Here is a 23,489-nt window from a genome sequence, read left to right as displayed (position 1 = left end):
ATTGAAATTATAGAAGTGTAGCTGAGCCAACCTTCGTTATTCTTATTATTACCCACAAATAAAGACATGGTATTGCATTTACTCAAATAATTTAATTTTATTAACCTGAAAGCTTATTGGATTAAAATTATTAAATTAAGAGTTATAATTTTAGCAACTAAAAGCTGTAAATTGCACCATATAAACAGTTATTTCAAGCAAAAGTTATACTGACCTTAGCCAGAAAAAGTGGTGGAAAAGTTAGGAATATTTTTTACAAAAAAAAAGACAGTATCAATAAAAAGGATTTTATTCTATTTGAAATATAAAATTATCATGTATTTTTCTGTTATTCCCAAGTGAATTATTATTAACTTAGCAGTATATATTATTAAAAACACAAGCAATACAATCATTATGTTTGTAAAACTTAATTTGTACACTTTACTTATCCCCAGTAATTCTGATACAGTTACTTTAGTTAAAGTCTATAAAAGTTTATAAATGGCAACCTTAAGTGTAAGAGAAGCTTTATGCACAGCAATTAGAGAAGAAATGCAAAACGACTCTGATGTGCTTATCATGGGTGAAGAAGTTGCAGAGTATGATGGTGCTTATAAAGTAACGAAAGGATTACTGAAAGAGTTTGGAGAAAACAGAGTAGTTGATACGCCTATTACCGAACATGGATTTGCTGGCCTTGCTGTTGGAGCGGCGTTTGCTGGATTAAAGCCAATAGTCGAGTTTATGACTTTTAATTTTTCTATGCAAGCTATTGACCAAATTGTGAATTCCGCAGCAAAAACAAATTATATGTCAGGCGGACAACTTGGATGCCCTATAGTATTTCGTGGACCAAATGGCGCTGCAGCAAGAGTTGCTGCACAACATTCTCAATGCTTTGCAGCTTGGTATTCGAATATACCGGGGTTAAAAGTAATAGCACCCTATTTTGCCTCAGATTGCAGAGGTCTGCTTAAAGCTGCAATTCGTGACCCTAATCCGGTAATATTTCTAGAAAACGAAATAGCTTATGGACATGAGCATGAAGTTTCTGACTCTGAGCTATCAAACAAAGATTATCTACTTGAGATAGGCAAAGCTGCTGTTATACGGGAAGGAAAGGATGTAACTATCACTGCTTTTTCATTAAAATTAATGGATGCCTTAAATGCAGCAGATTTACTTTCGAGTGAAGGTATAGAAGCTGAAGTTATTGACCTCAGAACCTTAAGACCACTTGACACTCAAACTGTTATTAACTCTATTCAGAAGACTAATAGGTTAGTTAGTGTAGAAGAAGGATGGCCATTTGCAGGAATAGGAGCAGAGCTGTCAGCCGTTGTTATGGAACAAGGATTTGACTACCTTGATGCTCCAGTTGTACGTGTAACTGGCAAGGACATCCCCTTACCTTACGCTGCAAATCTAGAAAAAAAAGCATTACCGCAAGTGGAAGATATAGTTGAAGCCGTGCATCAGGTCTGTTTTAGAAAAAAATAGTTCTTTTTTGTGTCTCCTGTTCCGCATTGGTCCATCAAAGAAGTATTTCCAGTGCCGCCTATACCACCCATTACTTTTATGACGATAGTTTTAGCACCGAAAAATACAGCACAAAATATACCGAGTGCAAAAAGAGCTGGCCATGGCATTCTACCAAATATCGCAAGCAAAGCTGCACCTATTATCACTACGGTCATAAGCGGTCCGCCTATTCCCCAAACGTAGCCAATAATGTTACATATTACTTGAGCAGTTGTATCAGTATTAGTGTCAGCGGCAGCACTCCCAACATGAGAAAAAGAAATAAATAATACTATAAAAAGAATATTAAAAACTTTCCTAGGGTTCATCTCTATACCTTAAATTTAGATATTGCAATTATACCTAAAATACTATAATTTTTAGTAAAACTAGCATAAAGATTGAATAACAGACGGTGCCACAAAAGTAGTTGACACACAACTGCACAAATATTGTAATATAGACATAGTAAACGATATTATTCCAGTGCTTGACACTGGGATCCAGCCTTTCCATAATCATCAAAACATTGTATTGTAACGTAAAACGGCTACTTTTATGCTTACCAACTTAATAAAATTCCTGGATCCCAGTGTCTGGGCACTGGGATGACACCCTACTTAACCGTCATACCTTAACATAGATCCCGCTAACACGTAGCGGGATACTATCTACACCGTCATACCGCCGCGGCATCTCAGCCGCTAACAAGCAGCGGGATGACGGTTGTCGTTTAGCCATAAGCATTAAGGAATTTACCAAACGAAAAAAAAGGCAAAAGAAGCCCCGTGGTTATTATCCGCTTTAAAATATTGGCGTTTTTTATGTTTTAAACGCTTGACAAGCAAGATTAAGCCGCTTTTAATTGCAACTAATCTACGCTGCAAATGTTTAAGAAATTTACTAAGCAGAAAAAAAGGCGAAGAAAACCTAGGGTAGCTAGTATTCAAATTCTCCCTTGTTCTATTTGACGTCTTTTGATGTCTTGAACGCTTTATAAGCGCGTTTCTGCTTATGTAGGTAGAAGTTTTATAAAGACATGAGGTGCACATAGTGCAAAAAATTAAACATGAGACGCCAGATACGTGAGTTTTTTTGTCATTTAATCTGTACAGAGAAGATAAATAAATAGCTTCAGTTTCATGATAAGGGGGCTGGCGAAGCTTGTCAAGCAAGTTTTTTCGTTTCTAACGGTTGTTGCCAAAAACTATACAAAAAGTCTTTTAAGATCAATCACTTATCTTCAAGGCTTGAATAAAAGCATTCTGTGGAATATTTACGTTCCCTATAGAATGTAACCTTTTTTTACCTTTCTTTTGCTTTTCAAGTAGTTTCATTCTTCGCGTTACATCTCCACCATAGAGTTTAGCTGTTACATCTTTTCTGTATGGGTTAATCGTTTCTCTGGCAATAATTTTTCCGCCCACTGCCGCTTGAATCGCGATTTTATATTGCTGACGTGGTATTAGATCCTTCAAGCGTGCGCATATTTCACGCCCTCTTTTTTCTGCCCTACTTTTGTGAACGATACAAGCTAGTGCATCTACGGGCTCTCCATTAATTAAAAAGCTTAATTTATCTATTTGGCTTACCAGATAGCCGGAAATTTCCCAATCCAAACTTGCATATCCTTTGGAAATTGATTTTAATCGATCATAAAAGTCAAAAACAACTTCAGACAGTGGTAATTTATATCTTAACAATGCTGTTGTTGTGTTACCAATGTAAGATAAATCCTCCTGTTCTCCCCTCCTTTCTTCACATAGAGATAGAATCTCTCCCAAGTATTGGTCAGGGACCATTATGATTGCGGTAATCCATGGTTCTTCCACAATTTCAATTTTCGTTGGATCTGGCATATCACTTGGGTTATGAATATTCAAAACTTCACCACTTCGTGTTGTAACCCTATATATAACACTCGGTGCAGTTGCTGTTAGGTCTAAATCAAATTCTCTCTCGAGCCTTTCTTGAATAACTTCAAGATGCAACATTCCCAAAAAACCACAACGAAATCCATAGCCTAGTGCATTTGAAGTTTCAGCTTCGAAGGTAAAACTTGCATCATTTAAATGTAACTTTTCTAGAGCTTCTCTTAGATATTTAAAATCATCCGTTTTATGAGGAAAAATGCTACAAAATACCACAGGATGCACTTCTTTAAATCCAGGAAGTGCTTCACTACAAGGTCTCTTTTCCTCAGTGATAGTGTCTCCTACCTTGCAGTCTGCTACTTCCTTCATTGAAGCAGTTATAAAACCAACTTCACCCGCTGAAAGCTCACTCGTCATAACTTTTTTAGGGGTGAAAATACCAATATTGTCCACTTGATATGTAGCATTATTAGACATCATAACAATTCTCATGCCTTTTTTTAGCACTCCATTTTTAACTCGCACTAAAATTACTACTCCTAAGTAAGTGTCATACCAACTATCAACCAAAATTGCTTGCAATGGAGCATTTACATCACCTTGAGGAGCTGGAAGTTTTGCTACTATTGCTTCCAGTACATCTTTTATTCCAAGTCCAGTTTTTGCTGATATTAAAACTGACTCACTTGCATCAATACCGATTATTTCCTCAACCTGGAGTTTTACCTTTTCTGGATCTGCAGCAGGAAGATCAACTTTATTGAGCACAACTATTATTTCATGGTTGTTGTCAATAGCTTTATATACATTTGCAAGGGTTTGTGCTTCAACGCCCTGGCTACTATCTACCACTAAAAGTGAACCTTCACATGCGGCTAAGCTTCGACTTACCTCGTAAGAAAAGTCAACGTGACCTGGGGTGTCCATGAGATTTAGGCAATATTGATTACCGTCGTTTGCCGTATAATTAAGTTTTACCGTCTGTGCTTTAATTGTAATGCCACGTTCACGCTCTATATCCATTGAATCGAGTATTTGATTGATCATTTCTCTTGCTTCAAGGCCGTTACATTCCTCTATTAAACGGTCAGCAAGCGTTGACTTACCGTGGTCTATATGCGCTATTATTGCAAAATTTCTTATGTTGTTCATTTATGGCTATTTTACTTAAGTAGAACCATTTTACATTTTAAGTGTTGTGAGGGCAATCCTTTATTAAGAGACTATTTACTCCTTCAACATAGACGACACTTTTTTCGAGCAGGAAATCACTTTATTAACCATATAGTTTTCATGATTATTATCTATTTTAGGCAACTCATATAGATAATTTACCATCATCCCGGCTGACTGACTAATACCCTTTTCAGAAGTATCCGCCATCCAGTTTAATTGTTTTATTGATGCGCCATTGCTTAAATGAAAATGCGCCACCGGGTCATAAGTATTTCCATTACTATTATTCACTTTTAGTAAATAATATGCACATAGTTTAAGCATGTATTGTTTAGTTTCATTTGTACATTCAACATTAGTTTTTAATTGCTCTGCACTTTCTAAAATTTCTGCACTAGATTGTTTTATATTTAGTTTGCCCAATAAAGTGACATCTTGGTTTAGATTGTTTTTTAGCCATTTCGTAAAGCCAGGTATTGGAGAAAGAGTTGCATATGTTTTTATACTTTTAAACTCCTGTGATAGCTTTTCTACAACCCTTTTGATCAAAAAATTACCAAGGCTGATTCCAGATAACCCTGCTTGAGTGTTTGATATTGAATAGAATATAGCAGTGCTTGCATTACTCGGATCATTTGAAGGTACTGACTCATCTAAAAGGTGTTGAATGCTATCTGCAATCTTATCCACCAATGCAACCTCTACAAAAATTAGAGGTTCGTTTGGTATCTTGTAATGAAAAAAAGCAAAACAGAGACGATCAGAATCTAGTCTGTTTTTTAGGTCGCCCCAAGAGGAAATTTTATGCACAGCTTCATATTTTATAAGTTTTTCTAGCAATGATGCAGGTGAATCCCAGGTGATTTGACGAAGATCAAGTAGATCAACATCAACCCAAGTATAGAGTATATTTTTTAATTCGTTCTCTAGTGGATTCAAGCTTCTATGTTGGTTTTTTAGCTTAAGCACATCAGAACGCATATCAACAATAAACTTAAGGCCTTCTGGTAAAGAAATAAATTGCTTTAATATTTTAGAACGCGGTGATTCAAGAATTTTTATTAAATCCTGTTCAAATTTATAGTTTAACTCGGGATCTTGGTTTTTCTTATACTCTCTAATTTTCTCATCTATTTCCGCTTTATTCGGATTAAATTTTTCTGCCAGGGTTTGTAGAAATTTTATTTTACCTTTCTCTGATAAGCTTAAGTACAAGTTACCAAGAGATACAGCGTTTTTACGTGCTGAAACCTCCCCTCCCTTTGGATTTAAGCACTCGTTCATCTTCAGGACTAAACTATCGATATCGCGACTGTTGCTTAAATCAGGACTGATGTTACCAATCCACGATCTTACAGCATCTGCCACTCCACCTAGTATTTTAAAAAAGCTTCTTACCGCCTTTTTGTCTTCAACTTTCACTATATCAGTTTTTACCAATGATTCTTTTGTCATAGATTCCCTTTATTATACATAGCTAATGCAAGTCAGGGTCATACCGCTGCGATATCTCTAGATCCCGCTAACAAGTAGCGGGATGACGAATTTGTCGTTTGTCAAATCGTCGGTAAACCCAAGTTATTTTAGCTACATATAGCTCAAGTTAAAGGAAAATTTTAGCTACATAGCAGGCACTATTACTGAATTATTAATAATTCAGTAATACAATAGACTTCTTGCACTACCTCCCAAGCCACAACTGTCATTCAGTAGAAACAAAAACTTGCTTGACAAGCTTCGCCAGCCCCCTTATCATGAAACTGAAGCTATTTATTTATCTTCTCTGTACAGATTAAATGACAAAAAAACTCACGTATCTGGCGTCTCATGTTTAATTTTTTGCACTATGTGCACCTCATGTCTTTATAAAACTTCTACCTACATAAGCAGAAACGCGCTTATAAAGCGTTCAAGACATCAAAAGACGTCAAATAGAACAAGGGAGAATTTGAATACTAGCTACCCTAGGTTTTCTTCGCCTTTTTTTCTGCTTAGTAAATTTCTTAAACATTTGCAGCGTAGATTAGTTGCAATTAAAAGCGGCTTAATCTTGCTTGTCAAGCGTTTAAAACATAAAAAACGCCAATATTTTAAAGCGGATAATAACCACGGGGCTTCTTTTGCCTTTTTTTTCGTTTGGTAAATTCCTTAATGCTTATGGCTAAACGACAACCGTCATCCCGCTGCTTGTTAGCGGGATCTCTTGTTAGCGCCGCGGCAGAATGACGGTTCGTGGCGGTATGACGGTTAAGCAATTCGTCATCCACTACGTGTTAGCAGCTAAGAGGTACCGCGGCGGTATGACGGTTCGCGGCAGTATGACGAGGGAAACCTGACTTGCATTAGCTATATCAAGCTTAAAATGTTGATAATCTTAAATTTCTTTACTAAATTACAATAATAACATAGTTTGGCCTATCAACCAAAAAGAATTAAAAGTATACCTAAGCTAATTATTATCTAAACTAATCGTCGGTTGTGCATCTTGCTCAGAGATTAGGGCAACCAACAAATTATTTATCAATTGAACCTTTTGCTTGCCATCTAATTGTAAGCTTTTGTTTTTTTCAAAATGAGCTATTACTTCCTCGACAATTCCTATTGCATTTTGCACTATATGCCTTCTTGCCGAAGTGATAGCATGTGCTTGTTGACGCCTTAACATTGCTTGTGCAATCTCGGACGAATACGCCAAATGCGATATTCTTGCTTCTGTAATCTCAATTCCTGCAATATCTAATCTTTTTTGTAACATTGACCGCAATTCATCTGAAATTTTATCAGAATTTTTACGTAAAGATTCCTCATCGCTTTCGCTATCATACGGATAATTGCTTGCTAATTCTCTTATTACTGAATCACTTTGCACAAAAACAAATTCGTGATAGTTGTTAACATTATAATACGCCTTTGCAGGGCTGTTTACTCTCCAAACAATTACTGCAGAAATCTCTATTGGACTTCCATTTGCATCATTAACTTTTATTTTTTCTGTGTTAATATTCTGAAATTTTAGGGAAACTATATATTTGCTTGAAAAGGGAAGCGTTACACATATTCCAGACTTAAAATAAGTTCCAATATAATGACCAAAAAATTCTATCACTCTTGCTTCATTAGGGTCATTAATAAAAAATCCTTGAAGAAAAGTCAAAATTGAAACGGCAGCAACTCCAAGTGCAATTGTGCTGTCATATGCCAAAAAAAGCAGCGATAAAATTAATCCTAGCGCTATTAGTACAGGAAAAGCCCGAATTTGACTCAAATTCTATCGTTTATCGTATTCTTATCCATATTGTCTTTAAACTTCTTTTTCACTTGAACTCTCTCTGTTGATCGTTTTGTTTATCTTATTTACAAATAGTTTAAACTCTCTTAATTCATGATCAGGCAATTTTACTTCAGTTTTATGTGCTATCGTAAGCGGATCAATGTGTTTGCCATTATATATAACTTCGTAATGTAAATGGGGTCCTGTTGCAACACCAGTGCTACCAACATAAGCGATGATCTGCCCCTGCTTTACTTTAGAGCCTAACTTTATATCGCCACTAAATCTACTTATATGCGCGTAACAGGTTGAATATTCATTTTTGTGTTTTATTTTGATGTAATTTCCATAGCCACCATTCTTTCCTACATATTCTATCACACCCTCTGCAGCAGCGTATATGGGAGTGCCAAGTTTAGCTGCATAATCCACTCCTTTGTGAAAAACAATTTTGCCGCGAATAGGGTGCTTTCTATTACCAAATTTCGAGGATACGCGATAATCTCCATTTAAAGGATTTGCAAAAATTTCGCCATTTTTTAAGCTTATTCCTTCTTTATTAAAATATCTTTCTTTGCCGTCTTGCGATTTATAATGATATAAACTAATAGCTTTCTTGTTTATTGTCAGTGAAGCATATAAAATTTTTTCTTCAGTCTTCTGATTATTAGGCAATCTCTCAAAAAGAACCTCCAATTTACTCTTCGGCACAATGTCTTTTTTAAAATCAACACCGAAATCTTTATATATGTTGATCAATTTCACCACTGTATTTGGCGCCAACCCTTCCGTGGCAAAAAAGGAAGATTTTATGGTACTGGATATGAATAACAACTTTCTATCACTTTCTGTCGTCAAAGTAGCTTTTTTTTTTCTGATTCCATGCTGGAATGGCTGTGCAAGATCTGTTGATGTTTCAGCGGTATATAACGGTAAGATAAAGAGCAGCATAAATACAATCAGCTTCATCATTTAAACAGCATCAACAAAAGTAAAATTACCTTCCACATACTGTACATCATCATTATCTTCTAATTCTTCAACCAATGCAGATAATTTATCAATCAACTCTTTATCGCTAATTTCAATCAGATCTTTTGGCTGCCATGAAAGACGAGCAAGTTCTGGTTCTCCGAATTTTGCATAAAAGGCATCGCGTACTTTACCAAAATCTTTTATTTCACAAGTTATAACGTGTAATCCTTCTTTGTCATTTTCCTCAACATTCAATACTTCTAATTCGATTCCATGACTGAATAAATCGTCAAAATTCATACCTTCTGCTTTATAGACGATTAAGCCTACATGATCGAAAAGGTAACTAACACTTCCTGTTTCTCCTAAATTTCCACCTTTACGAGAAAAGATATAACGTACCTCAGAAGCAGTACGGTTGCGGTTATTAGTCAAGGCATGGACAATGAGTGCAGTGCCAGAAGGCCCATGACCTTCATATTGTATTTCCTCGTAATTTTCTCCAGCAACGTTACCAGTTGCACTTTTTATTGCTGTTTCTATTTTATCTTTTGGTAGATTTTCCTTGCGTGCAGCAAATATAGCAGAGCGAAGGCGCGGGTTGAGTTCGGGTAGCCCTTGCTTTGCAGCAACTGCTATTTCTCTAATCAGCTTCGTAAATTTTTGAGAGCGCTTTGCATCCTGAGCACCTTTCCGGTGTTTTATATTTGAAAATTGTGAATGACCAGCCATATTCAAATAGTTAAAAACCTAATTATATATCAAAGCATAGAAAAAGCTAAAGCAAATTTTCAAGCCTCTGGCTTGGCATCTTGCAGGTTTTCTGCTAATAACATACTTTCATACTGCTCAGCTTCTAAGTCAAGGCCAAGAGCTGAATGGGCTGCTATTAAATGGTTAATAGACTTAGAAAAATATTTAGAATCCTTATAGCTTGCCATATTCTGGAAACGCTTAATTGCTGCTAAATATTCACCACGCCTCAGGTAAAATTTACCGATAGAATACTCTTTTGTTGATATATGTTCTGTGATTAATTTTGCTCTTTCCTTTATCTCGTCTACATATTCGCTGCCTGGAAAGAGATTAATGTACTCAGTGGCTAGCTCTAAAGTTTTATATGCAGTTTGCTGTCCAAGTTGCACTTTATTAATTTGCATGTAATAAGATAATACTCTTAAGTAGTATACATATGGTAAATCTTCACCGTTTGAATAAACATACATATAATCATCCATATCACTTGCAGCACTGCTATAGTTACCCATATTATAGTGAGAAACCCCAGATAATAATTTCGCTTTCATTGCCCAATAAGACAAAGGATACAAATCCTCTATCTTATGAAATGCCCTAATAGCTTGTTTATATTTTTTCTGGTCAAAAAGTTCAACTGCTTCTTCATATAGTTCAGTTTCAGTTTTTTCAAGATCATCCGCATACGATTGTGTAAAGGAGCAAATTAGGAAAATAAAGCACGTGATTAAAGTCTTATACATAAGATTTTTTTCGATCAAAATAAAGTATAGACCTAAATATTACTTAAATAAATAAATTTCTTAGGCAATAGCCGGTCCTTCTTCTTTATAACTACGGTCAGAACTACCTGCATTTCTTGATTCACCTCGTCCTTCCACTTTTGGATCTTTCAGCGTCTTACTGTAGGAATGTATAGTTAAGACCTGTACAGCCATAAAAATTGCAATACCTATCAAGCCTAAAGTAGGTCCAACAGCAGGATTTAAGGACGATGCTAATGCTATTAACATTATCCTTCTTATTAAAAATACAGAAGAACCAGCAAGCGCCAATCCGGCTACAGATATATTGCTAGTTTTCTTGCTAGATTTCCCATCAAGATCAGACTTTTCTGTTTCCTTTTTCTTATTTTTTTCATGCTTATCAATATAAGAAACAAGAGTTGCAAGAAAAGCAATTGCATTGGCAAGAAATAAAATTGCATCCTCTGCTGCTTTAAGTGAAGATGTTTCACCCATTATCATACCTACAATAACCAGTGCAGTTATTATAGCCTCAATATAGATCAAACACTGACCTATATCAGAAATATTGTGCTCTTTTTCCTTTACTTCCTCTCCATTTTCAATAATCTCCAACTCTCGTTCTTTTTGTGCTATCTTCCTATTATTGTAAATTAAATATAGCGTACAAATAAGAGATAAGACTGTAAAAGGTAATATAGTGTGGCTTAGCGCGCCACTTATCACGCCAAGTAATACCTGATCGCTATATGTTTTTTCCAGTTCAATCGCCATCAGCAATGTAAATGGGACCATTGTTGCCAATGATGCACATTTTCTATATAGCTCTCTTTTTTTTAGTGCTAATAGTTCTTGTTCTAGCCTTTCTCTTTTGACTTCTTTATCAACTGTTGGCCAAAAATCCAAAAAAAACTCTTCTAATGGTTCAAAATCTCTTTTTTTCTTATTCTTTCCTGGAACCTTTTTAGTAGAAGAAAATTTGCCACTAGGTATTTTCATAATATTAACCTAATTAGTTGTAAGTTAATATAATTATACACCTTTTTGCTTTCTGAGTCAATATCACTAAGATATTAACTACTCTTGTCTATTAACTATTTCCTAGGAGATTTAATCAATCTGTTTGATGCCGGCTAGGATATAATTATAGCCTGACCACATAGTTATAATAGCTGCAACCCATAAACAAATCGCACCTGTATATTGAATCATATAATAATCGTTCATTATTAGCGCTACTACAGCAACCATCTGCAAAAATGTTTTAATTTTGCCAGCTTTGCTTACAGGTAGACTAACATTTGTAGCTATCAAAAACTCCCGCAAACCAGAGACTAATATCTCCCTACAGATGATGATAATCGATGGTACTATTGTAAAATCATTTATCTTCTGCTTATAAACTAGCATAATTATCGTTGAAACCACTATTAATTTATCAGCAATTGGATCAAATAGCTTGCCAAATTTTGATTGGACTTTCCACGCACGCGCCAAGTAACCATCAAAAAAATCCGTAATGCACGCAAATACAAAGATTGATATTGTTATCAGGCCTGCATATTTATTTTCTATATAAAAACTTAATATTATTGCTGGTACTGCAAGCGCACGAGAAATTGTAAGCAAATTAGGCACGTTTTTCTTAAGCATGTAATACCATTCTACGTAGCAGGTAAACTTATACAGAAGTACACCAGAGTTCGCAAGCTAATAGTTTACAATTGAACATTTATAAAAACTCCATATACTTAAAAAATACAAGCTTAAAATATAAAGATGTAATGATGAACGATGATTTAGATAGTACCACAAAACAAGAGGCACTTAATTATCACAGTAGAGGTGGTAAACCTGGTAAAATTTCAATCATGCCAACAAAACCTTTATCTACCCAGTATGATTTGTCACTTGCTTATTCCCCTGGCGTTGCAGCTCCGTGCCTTGAAATAGCTAAAAATCCTGAGGTTGTTTATGATTATACGGCAAAAAGCAACTGTGTTGCTGTCATTTCAAATGGCACTGCAGTGCTTGGACTTGGTAATATCGGTCCTCTTGCTGCAAAACCTGTCATGGAAGGCAAAGCTGTTTTATTTAAGCGTTTTGCTGATATTGATGCAGTTGATATAGAAGTTGGTACAGAAAATATAGAAGATTTTATCAATGCAGTAAGGTACCTTGGGCCAAGTTGGGGGGGGATAAATTTAGAGGATATAAGATCTCCCGATTGTTTTATAATAGAGAAACGTCTGAATGAACTGATGGATATTCCAGTGTTCCATGATGACCAGCATGGAACTGCAGTGGTTGTTGCAGCTGGTATAGAAAATGCTCTTGATATTGTCGGAAAGAAATTAGAGGACGTTAAGATCATTATGAATGGTGCTGGAGCAGCCGGTATTGCATGTTTAGAAATACTAAAGTCCATGGGCGCTAAAAATATAGTGCTGTGTGATAAGCAAGGAGTAATATACAAAGGTAGAAACGAGGACATGAATGAGTGGAAGGAAAAATATGCAATTGATACTTCCGAACGTTCTCTACTTGATACAATAAAAGGCGCTGATGTATTCATCGGACTATCTGCAAAAGATGTGTTAAATGAAGAGATGTTAAAGAGTATGGGCAAAGACCCGATTATTTTTGCTCTTGCCAATCCCGATCCAGAAGTAAGGCCTGAGTTTGCAAAATCTGTGAGGCCAGATGCAATAATTGCAACTGGTAGGTCAGATTACAACAACCAAGTCAACAACGTAATGGGTTTTCCTTATATATTTAGAGGGGCACTTGATGTACATGCAACAACAATAAATGATGAAATGAAAATTGCAGCTGCAGATGCAATAGCAAAGCTTGCCCGTGAGCCAGTACCAGGTGAGATATCTGCAGTCTATGGCGGTCGTAAAATGGGCTATGGACGTGAATATATAATACCCACTCCATTTGACCCAAGATTAATTTCTATAGTAGCTCCTGCTGTTGCAAAAGCCGCAGTTGATTCAGGTGTTGCAAGAAAGGCAATACAAGATTGGAGTAAATATGAAAATCAATTAAAATCTCGTCTTTCTAATGTTCTCAGTACGCTGAATTTACTATCTTCACATATGTAATTTATTGGATAAAGTTAAAAGTGATAAACCAACCCAAACTCTAAGCCATATATGCCAAACCTATTGGTAATGGTTGCAGTTGTTGATTCAACACGTGCAGTTTCATCAACTTTACTTCCTCCACCGGCAGGAATATATCCTTCACCAGCTAGTATCTTTATTCCTGGTACAATATCTTTAAATTGGTTATCAAGGATACCAAAATAGCGTAAACCAGAAAATGCTTGAGTTTGTGCTGTAAGTTGGTGATTGATACCAAGTTTTGCTTGGTAAGCCAAGGCATATCTGGTTTTTCCTAGAAATTTAACCCTAGTTACACCTGCACCAATACCAACATATGGGGTGAATGGCATTTTTGCTATATTAAAATCACGATATACATTGACCATTCCAGCTAAGTTATTAAAACCTTCATTTTTCATCTTAAATGCAGCTCTGAACTCTGCTTCAACACTACAATTTTCTTGAATGTGAATATCAACCTTTCCACTTCTCCAAGGTGAATTGCATTCCGCTCCAGTAGACGCATCATTGTGACGACGAAGTTCAATATATCTTGCTTTTTTCTTATCTGAATAATCTTCATCATATAAGTTAGTCTGAGAATATAAGCCTTCAAACTCAACTCTCATATTTTTGAATAAATACCCTATTGCAGCACTACCGGCAAACCCTGGAACATATTTAGGACTGTATCCAGCTTCAATTCGCTCCTTCTTATTAAAACTAAAAACCCCCTCTGTTATATTGTCACCTGCATCTTCTTTTCCTTCTAGAGAACCTATTGCATTGAAGAATGCTCCAAAATAGTTAGCTTTGATGTAAACATTCTCTAAGTTATTTATTTTATCATCGTAAGATAAGCACCTAAATGAAAAAGTTAGCAAAACCAATAGATATGTGAATTTAAATCTTTCGCCCACCACAAAGCCTCCCTGCATAACTTGTCATTCCATTATTATAGTATGCTTCTATTCTTTATGATAGCAACTTTTTATTGCGCTCAATCGTTTTAGATTTATAATGAAAGTATTGTAATTTAAAGCAAATCAATGACTATTGCAATTCACGAATTGGAGAGGATCATCAAACAATCGTTCCCCGACGCTGATATAAAGATTCATGATCTTGCTGGAGATGATGACCGTTATCATTTAAAAATAAACTCCAAGTGTTTTCTTGGAAAGACAAAAATAGAACAGCATAAAATGGTATATAAAGCTCTGGAAGGTCAGTCTATACACGCCTTGCAACTGGAAACTAATACTTTAAAATAAGGTGAATTTATGAGCAATTTTGAACAAATAAAAAAAGATATAACAGAAAATGATGTGGTATTGTATATGAAAGGCACTTCTGATTTTCCTCAATGCGGATTCTCTGGACTCGTCGTGTCAATCCTAAAAAAATTGAACGTGAAGTTTAAGTATATTAACGTGTTGGAGAATGATGAAATACGTGAATCTATAAAAGAGTTTTCTGATTGGCCAACAATTCCACAATTATATATAAAGGAAGAGTTTATTGGTGGTTGCGACATTACTCGCGAGATGTACGAAAAAGGCGAACTGCAAAGTTTATTGAAGGAAAAAAAAATTATTGCGGAATAAGTACCAAGAAACCAGTGCCCAGACGCTGGATAACGTAGTATTGCTATGAAAAAGGATCTTATGTCTTAAACCGTATCCGTTCAGGGGAGCGGCAAAATAAGGTAGACAAAGCAAGATAATAATGTTGATGTTAACACTATTGTCAAGTTTACTGGCCTTTCTATTAGTGAGATTGAAGAATTAAGTGTGAGCGGTTACAAATAATTTACCATTTCTTCTGGTTTCACTATCCTTTCAAACTCTTCCTCAGTGAGCAGTTGAAGTTTTGCTGCTGCTTCTTTTAGAGTGATATTTTCTTTATAAGCAAGCTTCGCTATTTTTGCTGCATTGTCGTACCCTATATGCGTATTTAATATAGTGACCAACATCAACGACTGATTCAGTAAATCTTTTATCCTCTCCTCATTTGCTTTAATACCAACTACACATTTTTCTGTAAAATTTAAACTTGCGTCAGCTAAAAGTCTTATAGACTGCAAAACATTGTAAATTATCACTGGCTTAAACACATTCAATTCAAAATGACCGTTTGAACCACTAATGGTTACAGCAACATGATTTCCCATAACTTGAGTGCATACCATAGTTACCGCTTCACACTGAGTTGGATTCACTTTACCTGGCATAATTGAAGAACCGGGCTCATTTTCTGGTAACATTATTTCCCCAATTCCGCATCTTGGACCAGAACCAAGCAACCTTATATCATTTGCAATTTTCATTAAACTGACTGCTACTGTATTGAGTGTTCCACTGAGCTCAGCTAAAGCATCATTTGCTGCTAGCGCTTCAAATTTATTGCCTGCTGAAGTAAATGGAAGATTAGTGATTTTTGCAACTTCTCTAGCAAAATCTTCAGCAAAACCCTTTTTAGTATTGAGTCCCGTGCCAACTGCAGTGCCACCTTGTGCAAGCTCACATATATCACTTAAAGTTGATTTTACTCTCTCTATCCCCTTTTTAATCTGGACTGCATAGCCAGAGAACTCCTGTCCCAGTGTTAGGGGCGTTGCATCTTGCAGATGAGTACGTCCTACTTTTATTATATCTTTAAATTCCTGAACCTTATTATCCAGCACCTTATGCAATTTTTCAAGATTTGGAATAAGCAAGCAGTTTATTTGCTCTGCTGCTGCTATATGCATTGCTGTTGGAAAGGTGTCATTTGACGACTGACCATAATTCACATGATCATTTGGATGTATCGGAGATTTACTACCCAAATTACCACCTAAAATCTCTATTGCACGATTGCTGATCACTTCATTCATATTCATATTAGTCTGCGTTCCGGATCCGGTTTGCCAAACAACAAGCGGAAATTCATTATTAAATTTGCCATCTATTACTTCCCTCGCGGCTGTGCAAATTGCGTCCCCTACCCTATCATCTATAACACCATGTTTCATATTAACACGCGCTGCTGCAAGTTTTACTATTGCTAATGCTTTAATCAGAGGCTCTGGCATTTTTTCTGTGCCAATCTTAAAATTTTCTAAAGAACGCTGAGTCTGCGCTCCCCAGTAATGTTCACTTGGTACTTTTACTTCCCCTAAGCTGTCTGATTCTATTCTCGTCTTTCTATCCATATTTTCCTCCTGGTGTTATGCAAACTGGTTCACTACATAATTTTTTCATGCCTACTTCTTGGTTAATTAAATCATACTAGATCCAAGTAGTCAAGTGTACGAACATTGCAATTTTCAGGTAACTTGCATGGTAGATGCAAGTAGCTGACACTGATTCACTTTATGATGGTGTCATTCCAGTCTGGAATCCAGCCTTTTCATAATCATCAAAACGTTGTATTTTAACATAAAACGGCTACTTTTATGCTTACCAACTTAATAAAATTCCTGGATCCCAGACTGGGATGACACCCCTCTGGTGGACTCAAATCACGATGTTTGCACAGCTGTACGCTTAATTCTGGTTGCACGCTACCATTCTTGTACATCCATAAATAGAAAATTTACGCTTTAAAAGGATCATATACATCGATTTCCTTAGAATTACTCTTTTTCAATTTTTCACTTAATAATCTTAAAATAGGCTGTAAATCACCATTAATTGATAAGCACAGCACTTCTTTATTGAGATAATTAGCTAGGTGATTCTTCTTTTCCAGAATTTCTGCTTCCCTCAATAAGTCGCATTTGTTCAGTACTACAATCTCTTCTTTTTCAACAAGATCACTATTGTAAAGTTCCAATTCATTATGGATACAACTATAAGCCGAAACAACGTCACCATGGGTTACATCGATTAAATGAAGTAAAATTTTACACCTTTCTATGTGCTTTAAAAATTTATGCCCGAGCCCAACTCCAAGGTGAGCATCAGTAATTATTCCAGGAATATCTGCTATTACAACTTCGCTATCATCCACTTTTGTCACACCTAAGTGGGGTCTTACGGTGGTAAATGGATAATCGCCTACTTTTGTATCGGAATTTGAGCAGCGAGTCAAAAATTTTGATTTACCTGCGTTTGGCATGCCAATAATTCCAACATCTGATAAAACTTTTAGTTTTAATAATACATGTTTTTCTTCGCCAGGCTGACCGTAAGTAAAATGTCTTGGTGCCTTATTAGTAGAAGATTTAAAATTAGTATTTCCAAGTCCACCTTTTCCACCCTGTGCCACTTGAAATTCCATACCAGGCTTGTCAAGGTCTACTATTATCTCTTCACTTTCTTCATCAATTATTTGTGCACCGACTGGAACTTTAAGTATAACGTCTTTCCCTGCTGTGCCAGATCTATCCCTGCCTGCACCATTTTTTCCACTATCTGCTTTAATGTGTCTTCTATAACGAAAATGAAGCAAAGTGTTGAGATTAGCGTCGCTGATGAAAACTATGTTTCCACCCTTTCCTCCATTACCACCATTTGGACCACCAAATTCAACGAACTTTTCTCGACGAAAACTTGCACAGCCATCACCACCGTCACCGGCTTTTAAACACAATTTTACTTCGTCTATAAAACCCATGCTAACCCACGATAACATTTAGCATCCTTTCCTAACGTGCTTTCTATTCTCATTAGCTCATTATACTTCGCGAGTCTATCAGAACGCGATAGCGACCCGGTTTTTATTTGTCCGCAATTTGACGCAACTGCTATATGAGATACTGTTGTGTCTTCTGTTTCACCTGAGCGGTGAGAAATAACAGTTTTATAGCCATTTGATTTTGCCATTTCAATTGCATTAAACGTTTCTGTTAACGTCCCTATTTGATTTGGCTTGATCAGTACAGCATTTGCCATTTTTTCCTCTATTCCTTTACGTATTAGTTCACAATTTGTAACAAATAAATCATCCCCGACCAATTGAATTTTATTCCCTAGTTTTGCAGTAAGCAATTTCCAGCCTTCATAGTCGTCTTCACTCATTGCATCTTCTATAGAAATTATTGGATATCTTTCCACAAGGTTACAATAATATTCGGTTAACTCTTCTGAAGTAAGCCCCTTACTTTCAAATTCGTAAATTCCATCTTCATAAAAAGTAGATGAAGCAGCATCAAGGCCCAGTGCAAAATCACTTTGCGCTGAATAACCTGCTGATTCTATAGCGTATATGATCAAGTCAAGTGCTTCTTCAGTGCTTTCAATATTTGGTGCAAAACCACCTTCATCTCCTACGTTTGTGCTATAACCTTTTTTCTTAAGAATGCTACGTAAGTTGTGGAACACCTCCGCAGATATTCTGATAGCTTCACTGAAAGTCTCAGCACCGACCGGAAGAATCATGAATTCTTGGAAATCGAGCTTATTGTCTGCATGTACTCCACCATTAATTATGTTAATGAGTGGAACCGGCATAACACTCATCTGCTCTCCTCCCAAATATCTGTAGAGCGGCATATTGAAGCTGTTTGCTGCTGCTTTTGCAACCGCAAGAGACACACCCAAAGTTGCATTTGCTCCAAGTTTAGATTTATTTTTTGTTCCATCCAGTTCAATTAATGCTTTATCAATTGCATTTTGGTCCGCTGCATTCATTCCAATGATTTCATCTGCTATTATCCCATTTACAGCTTGAACAGCTTTCAGCACTCCCTTACCACAATACCTTTTCTCATCTTGGTCCCTGAGTTCCAAGGCTTCTAATTTACCGGTTGAAGCTCCAGAAGGTACAGATGCCCTGCCTATTGCACCATCACAGAGCTCAATTTCTACCTCAATAGTGGGGTAACCCCTGCTATCTAAAATTTCTCTTGCAAATACGTTATTGATTATCTTATTCATTACATTAAACCTTAACTTCCGCAATAAGTGCTGCAGTTTCCTTTGCCAATTTAGCTATATTACTACCAGCACCAATAAATAATACTATATCACTTGGACTTGTCGAATCACTAATAAAATGTGAAATGAGCAAAGCATCATTCATAATTTTTGTGTTATTAAATCCATTACTGATTAAAGCTTTTTGTATATCATCAATCCCACAACCAGGAATAGGCTTATCTTCTGGAGGATGAACAGGAGTAAGGATGACATAATCAAACATCATGAAAATTCGTATGAATTCATCAAAAAAATTACGAATGCGAGCAAAACGAAGTGGTTCGATAATTCCTATCACCTTTCCTTTAGTGATCGAACGTGCAGCCGTTAAAGTTGCATATATTTCATTTGGATGATGGGCATAATCCTCAATTAACTTAACACCTTTAATATTGGCAATCAAAGAGAATCTTCTTGCTACCCCTTGAAATTCCAAAAGGCCTTTTTTAATATCTGCATCGCTAATTCCGAGCTTTATCGCAACTGATATTGCAGCCAAGGCGTTGCTGACTTTATGCATTCCTATTGTGTTTGATAGTACTACGTTTTTTATTCTGTGGTTATTGTCAATCAACACATCAAATTCCATGCTGTTATTATGTTGTTCGATGTTGCTGGCTCTTATGCTACCATTCTCAAACCCAAACGTTATAGAATTACCCGCATCATAATCGATGTCTACAGAATCAGGTAAAACTGCAGAACCTGCATTATTCACGAATTGGGAAAATGCATTTTTGATATTATCAAATGTGCCGTAATAATCTATGTGGTCATTGTTGATACTTGTTATGACAGCAATCTTTGCAGGGATTTTTAGCATAGTTCCATCAGACTCATCAGCCTCGATCAGAAAAGTGTCACTCCCTCCAAGTTTGAAGTTGCTCTTATAGGAATTTAATATCCCTCCTACAGTTACAGTCGCATCAATGCCAGAATGATCAAAAATGGAAGCAATCATAGCGGTTGTTGTTGTCTTTCCGCTTGAACCTGAAACCGCTATCACATATTTATCTCTTAAAAGTTCAGCAAGCATGTCTGATCTATGCAAAACGATTTTATTGTTATTTTTTGCCGCAATTAACTCCACATTATCAGATTCTATCGCAGAAGAATATACAACTATTTGAGCTTGGCTTATATTATCAGCATTGTGACCAATGTAAACTTCTATACCCAGCTTTTGTAATCTATCTACATTGTTGTTTGACTGCGCATCACTGCCTTGAACTTTGTAATTGGAATTGTGAAGAATTTCAGCAATGGCACTCATTCCGATTCCACCTATACCAATAATATGTATTATTCCTTCTTGAGTTTTGTTAATATTTAGCAGTAGATGTTTACTCATTACTAAATTTATTATAGTATAATTTAAAATCCTCATAGTATCGAACCCTCTTACCGAATACAATGATAAAAAACCTAGCCTTCCTATGTCTAATATTCGTTTTGATGAGTAGTTGCAGTTTTAGCAACAGGTTTAATTGCACTGCAGGTCATTACAAAATTGGCAGCAGCTACACAATAAATGGTATAACTTATTATCCAAAAAACTGTAAACACTATGAAGAGATAGGGACAGCGTCGTGGTATGGAATAGAAGATCATGGCACGCTTACAGCAAATGGTGAAGTGTTTAACCGTCACTTGATCTCTGCAGCGCATAAGACTTTGCCCCTACCCTGCTTTGTTCTTGTCACTAATTTAGAAAATGGAAGAAAGCTTGTTACAAGGGTTAACGATAGAGGACCATTTATTGAAGGTAGAATAATAGACTTATCAGAAAAAGCAGCCCAAGTCTTAGGATTTCATAAATCTGGGCTTGCAAAAGTAAAAGTCCAATACCTAAGAAAGATGTCAGAACAATTGATACAAAATACTCCTCATTACAGAAAGCAGTATGAAAAAGAAATACAGAAACGTCACCCAAAACAAGACAGTGCAGAAAGTAAGGGATATGTTGCATTTTTTAAAAGTGCTCAGGCTGCTAAATCAGCTGCATCAAAGCTTCGCAATCAAGGAATAAAAAATGTTAGATTGCTTTTTAAGAACGATCAATATTGCGTGAAAGTGAGTTATAGGTAGTGGTGAGTGCAGAATTTGAAAAATTTGGTTAATGTCAGAAACGCTGGCTAACTATTGTAAGTTAAAAATGTGATATAAAAAAGATATCAACAATTTATAGCTATACCACCGCGATATCTCTTAGCCGCTAACACGTAGCGGAATGACGAGCTTATCGTCATGCCACCGCGAACCGTCATGCCGCCGCGGTATCTCAGCCGCTAACAAGTAGCGGGATACTTGACCTTTACAGGAATGACAGTTGTCGTTTAGCTATAAATATTAAGAAATTTACCAAATGAAAAAAAAGGCAAAGAAACCCTAGGGTAGCTAGTATTCAAATTCTCCCTTGTCTATTTGACGTCTTTTACTGTCTTAAACACTTTATAAGCGCGTTTCGGCTTATGTAGGTAGAAGTTTTATAAAGACATAAGGTGCACATAGTGCAAAAAATTAAGCATGATTTACGCCAAATACATTAAGTTTTTTGTCATTAATCCACTGCAGAGATTGCGAAGATAAATAAATAGCTTCAGTTTCATGACAAGAGGGCTGGCGGAGTTTGTCAAGTAAGTTTTTCGTTTCATCCAATGCGCTGCCAAAAGTTTGTTATGCAAGAATGCACTAGCCATTTCTCACAGATTCATTTAAACTTAATCAAGTAGGAGTATTATTAACGCGAAAAGAGTTTAATTAGAGATTTAGGTGATATGGCGCGTGAGGAAGATATAAACCAATTAGTAGAAAATGGATTTGATATTAACTCAAAAGATGCAAGTGGAATCACTCTCTTGCATAAGTTCACAAAAGAAGGCGATTTAGTTGGAGTAAAGTCATTACTAGAGCACGAAGCTGATTTCAATGTCGTAGACAACGAAAATAGAAACCCTCTGCATTACGCCATTATGCATGGACACAAGAAAGTTGCTAAACTTTTTGTTAACCAACTGACAATTAATTCCAAGGATAAAAATGGATTCACTCCACTGCACCTTGCTGCACTACAAGATGACACGGAATTAATAGATTTTTTGATAACAAAAGGCGCAAAAATTAGTGAAAAAGATGTCAAAGAGGGCTATACTCCTCTTCATATAGCTTCACTATACGGTTCTAAAAAAAGTGTTCAAATTTTAATTGATAGCGGAGCAAATCTCGAATGTGAAGATAACAATTTTCGTACTCCTTTGTTTTTAACCATTTATCAATGCACCGCACATTATGACAGCAGAGCAGAAATTATAGAATATCTGATAAAGAAAGGTGCAAATATAGAAGCCAAAGATGCAGAAAATAACACTACGCTTTTCCTAGCAGCGTATAACAACAAAATGCAAATAGTAAAACTTATTGCAAAAAAACAGCAAGCAAGTAACGATAAAATTAAACTTAAAGAGTTTTTTTGCACAAAAAACAACCATGGTTTTGATGCGTTAGATTGCGCTATTGAGCATAATAATAGAAAAATGGTAACATTTCTTGTTTCAAAGGGAATAGAAGCAAACGATCAAGATTTTAATGGTAACGCTAGGCTGCATAAAGCTAGCCATAATGGTAACACTAAAACAGTTAAGCTCTTATTGAAGCTTAAGGTAAACGTTAATGCTGTTACTAAATGTAACAGAACTCCCTTGCTACTCGCAGTTAAAAAAGGCCATACACAAATTGTGAAAATGTTATTGGAAGTTAGAGCCAATATGAACATTTGTGAGCAACAAGGTTTTGCACCTCTACATCTTGCTGTTCAAAAGGATTATTTTGATATAGCTCAGTTGTTAACAGAAAAAGGTGCAGACCTTAACATTAAGTGCAATAACGGTCATACCGCAATAGATATGTTCATTAGCAAGGCTCATAGCAAAAAAAACATCGAAGAAAATTACAAAAAATTTTGTAGATTTTTGATGCTTTACCTGAAAGAGCTACATAGTAAACACAAAGCCTGTTGTATACTTTCAACCCTAGCTCTAAGCTTAACAATTATAGGCTTACCATTTATTTTCAAGCCTATTATTAAATACAGAGAAAGAAGTAAAATATATAAAAAAATTAGGGCTATGCTGGTCTACATTTAAGTACAAGAAGAGTATACAAAAAATACA

The 23,489-nt window shown here is 36.0% G+C and carries 19 protein-coding genes and 1 pseudogene; 6 read left to right on the top strand and 14 right to left on the bottom strand.

What is annotated here, in order from left to right:
• The first annotated feature begins 483 nt into the window (after positions 1-483).
• A complete protein-coding gene (locus tag ACEL90_RS03890; RefSeq protein ID WP_423348700.1) occupies positions 484-1,482 on the top strand; it encodes a pyruvate dehydrogenase complex E1 component subunit beta in 999 nt (332 codons plus the stop codon).
• Here ACEL90_RS03890 and ACEL90_RS03885 read toward each other — a convergent pair.
• The 9 genes and pseudogenes from ACEL90_RS03885 to pgsA all read right to left on the bottom strand — a co-directional run bounded on the left by ACEL90_RS03885 (position 1,458) and on the right by pgsA (position 11,954).
• Positions 1,458-1,832, bottom strand: coding sequence for a TrbC/VirB2 family protein (locus ACEL90_RS03885; protein ID WP_006279664.1), 375 nt, complete (start codon positions 1,830-1,832; stop codon positions 1,458-1,460). The genes ACEL90_RS03890 and ACEL90_RS03885 overlap by 25 nt on opposite strands.
• A gap of 900 nt (positions 1,833-2,732) precedes the next feature.
• A complete protein-coding gene (lepA, locus tag ACEL90_RS03880) occupies positions 2,733-4,529 on the bottom strand; it encodes a translation elongation factor 4 (RefSeq protein ID WP_423348699.1) in 1,797 nt (598 codons plus the stop codon).
• A gap of 75 nt (positions 4,530-4,604) precedes the next feature.
• The gene (locus ACEL90_RS03875; RefSeq protein WP_264339419.1) at positions 4,605-6,008 is read right to left on the bottom strand and encodes a malonyl-CoA decarboxylase; all 1,404 of its coding nucleotides are present in this window, start codon (positions 6,006-6,008) and stop codon (positions 4,605-4,607) included.
• A 994-nt stretch (positions 6,009-7,002) separates the two neighbouring features.
• Positions 7,003-7,847 (bottom strand): annotated as a pseudogene (locus tag ACEL90_RS03870) (SPFH domain-containing protein).
• 7 nt (positions 7,848-7,854) lie between these two features.
• Positions 7,855-8,793: a M23 family metallopeptidase gene (locus tag ACEL90_RS03865; protein WP_423349295.1), complete on the bottom strand. Its 939-nt coding sequence runs from the start codon at positions 8,791-8,793 to the stop codon at positions 7,855-7,857.
• A 3-nt stretch (positions 8,794-8,796) separates the two neighbouring features.
• Positions 8,797-9,531 (bottom strand): YebC/PmpR family DNA-binding transcriptional regulator, encoded by a 735-nt coding sequence (locus ACEL90_RS03860; RefSeq protein ID WP_423348698.1) that lies wholly within the window; start codon positions 9,529-9,531, stop codon positions 8,797-8,799.
• 59 nt (positions 9,532-9,590) lie between these two features.
• A complete protein-coding gene (locus ACEL90_RS03855; RefSeq protein ID WP_423348697.1) occupies positions 9,591-10,298 on the bottom strand; it encodes an outer membrane protein assembly factor BamD in 708 nt (235 codons plus the stop codon).
• Between the two features lie 60 nt (positions 10,299-10,358).
• On the bottom strand, positions 10,359-11,300 hold the full coding sequence (locus ACEL90_RS03850; protein ID WP_423348696.1) for a hypothetical protein: 942 nt from the start codon (positions 11,298-11,300) through the stop codon (positions 10,359-10,361).
• A gap of 111 nt (positions 11,301-11,411) precedes the next feature.
• Positions 11,412-11,954, bottom strand: a complete 543-nt coding sequence (pgsA, locus tag ACEL90_RS03845) for a CDP-diacylglycerol--glycerol-3-phosphate 3-phosphatidyltransferase (RefSeq protein WP_012673109.1) — start codon at positions 11,952-11,954, stop codon at positions 11,412-11,414.
• 134 nt (positions 11,955-12,088) lie between these two features.
• Here pgsA and ACEL90_RS03840 point away from each other — a divergent pair, with 134 nt between their 5' ends.
• On the top strand, positions 12,089-13,411 hold the full coding sequence (locus ACEL90_RS03840; protein WP_155969552.1) for a malic enzyme-like NAD(P)-binding protein: 1,323 nt from the start codon (positions 12,089-12,091) through the stop codon (positions 13,409-13,411).
• Positions 13,412-13,425: 14 nt separating this feature from the next.
• Here ACEL90_RS03840 and ACEL90_RS03835 read toward each other — a convergent pair whose 3' ends face one another.
• Positions 13,426-14,334: a P44/Msp2 family outer membrane protein gene (locus ACEL90_RS03835; protein WP_423348695.1), complete on the bottom strand. Its 909-nt coding sequence runs from the start codon at positions 14,332-14,334 to the stop codon at positions 13,426-13,428.
• A gap of 129 nt (positions 14,335-14,463) precedes the next feature.
• On the opposite strand from ACEL90_RS03835, the gene ACEL90_RS03830 reads away from it, so the two are divergent.
• Together ACEL90_RS03830 and grxD are read left to right on the top strand one after the other, a co-directional pair.
• Positions 14,464-14,688 carry a BolA/IbaG family iron-sulfur metabolism protein gene (locus tag ACEL90_RS03830; protein ID WP_423348694.1) on the top strand — a complete coding sequence of 75 codons (225 nt, stop codon included), beginning with the start codon at positions 14,464-14,466 and terminating at the stop codon, positions 14,686-14,688.
• A gap of 9 nt (positions 14,689-14,697) precedes the next feature.
• On the top strand, positions 14,698-15,021 hold the full coding sequence (grxD, locus tag ACEL90_RS03825) for a Grx4 family monothiol glutaredoxin (protein ID WP_423348693.1): 324 nt from the start codon (positions 14,698-14,700) through the stop codon (positions 15,019-15,021).
• A gap of 194 nt (positions 15,022-15,215) precedes the next feature.
• Here grxD and fumC read toward each other — a convergent pair whose 3' ends face one another.
• The 4 genes from fumC to murC all read right to left on the bottom strand — a co-directional run bounded on the left by fumC (position 15,216) and on the right by murC (position 20,707).
• A complete protein-coding gene (gene fumC, locus ACEL90_RS03820; RefSeq protein WP_423348692.1) occupies positions 15,216-16,610 on the bottom strand; it encodes a class II fumarate hydratase in 1,395 nt (464 codons plus the stop codon).
• A gap of 383 nt (positions 16,611-16,993) precedes the next feature.
• Positions 16,994-18,016: an Obg family GTPase CgtA gene (cgtA, locus tag ACEL90_RS03815; protein ID WP_265042886.1), complete on the bottom strand. Its 1,023-nt coding sequence runs from the start codon at positions 18,014-18,016 to the stop codon at positions 16,994-16,996.
• Entirely contained in the window at positions 18,004-19,278 is a 1,275-nt protein-coding gene (gene eno / locus ACEL90_RS03810; protein WP_423348691.1) for a phosphopyruvate hydratase, read from the bottom strand. The genes cgtA and eno overlap by 13 nt, the downstream gene beginning before the upstream one ends.
• Positions 19,279-19,282: 4 nt before the next feature.
• On the bottom strand, positions 19,283-20,707 hold the full coding sequence (murC, locus tag ACEL90_RS03805; RefSeq protein WP_423348690.1) for a UDP-N-acetylmuramate--L-alanine ligase: 1,425 nt from the start codon (positions 20,705-20,707) through the stop codon (positions 19,283-19,285).
• Between the two features lie 26 nt (positions 20,708-20,733).
• Here murC and ACEL90_RS03800 point away from each other — a divergent pair, with 26 nt between their 5' ends.
• The gene (locus ACEL90_RS03800; RefSeq protein WP_015588944.1) at positions 20,734-21,408 is read left to right on the top strand and encodes a septal ring lytic transglycosylase RlpA family protein; all 675 of its coding nucleotides are present in this window, start codon (positions 20,734-20,736) and stop codon (positions 21,406-21,408) included.
• A 689-nt stretch (positions 21,409-22,097) separates the two neighbouring features.
• A complete protein-coding gene (locus ACEL90_RS03795) occupies positions 22,098-23,462 on the top strand; it encodes an ankyrin repeat domain-containing protein (RefSeq protein WP_423348689.1) in 1,365 nt (454 codons plus the stop codon).
• Positions 23,463-23,489: the final 27 nt, after the last annotated feature.

It is taken from the genome of Wolbachia sp. wLmal, from assembly GCF_049435495.1.
GTDB lineage: Bacteria > Pseudomonadota > Alphaproteobacteria > Rickettsiales > Anaplasmataceae > Wolbachia > Wolbachia pipientis.
Note: the sequence above shows the minus strand (reverse complement) of the source record. Positions and strands in the feature narration are given on the sequence as shown.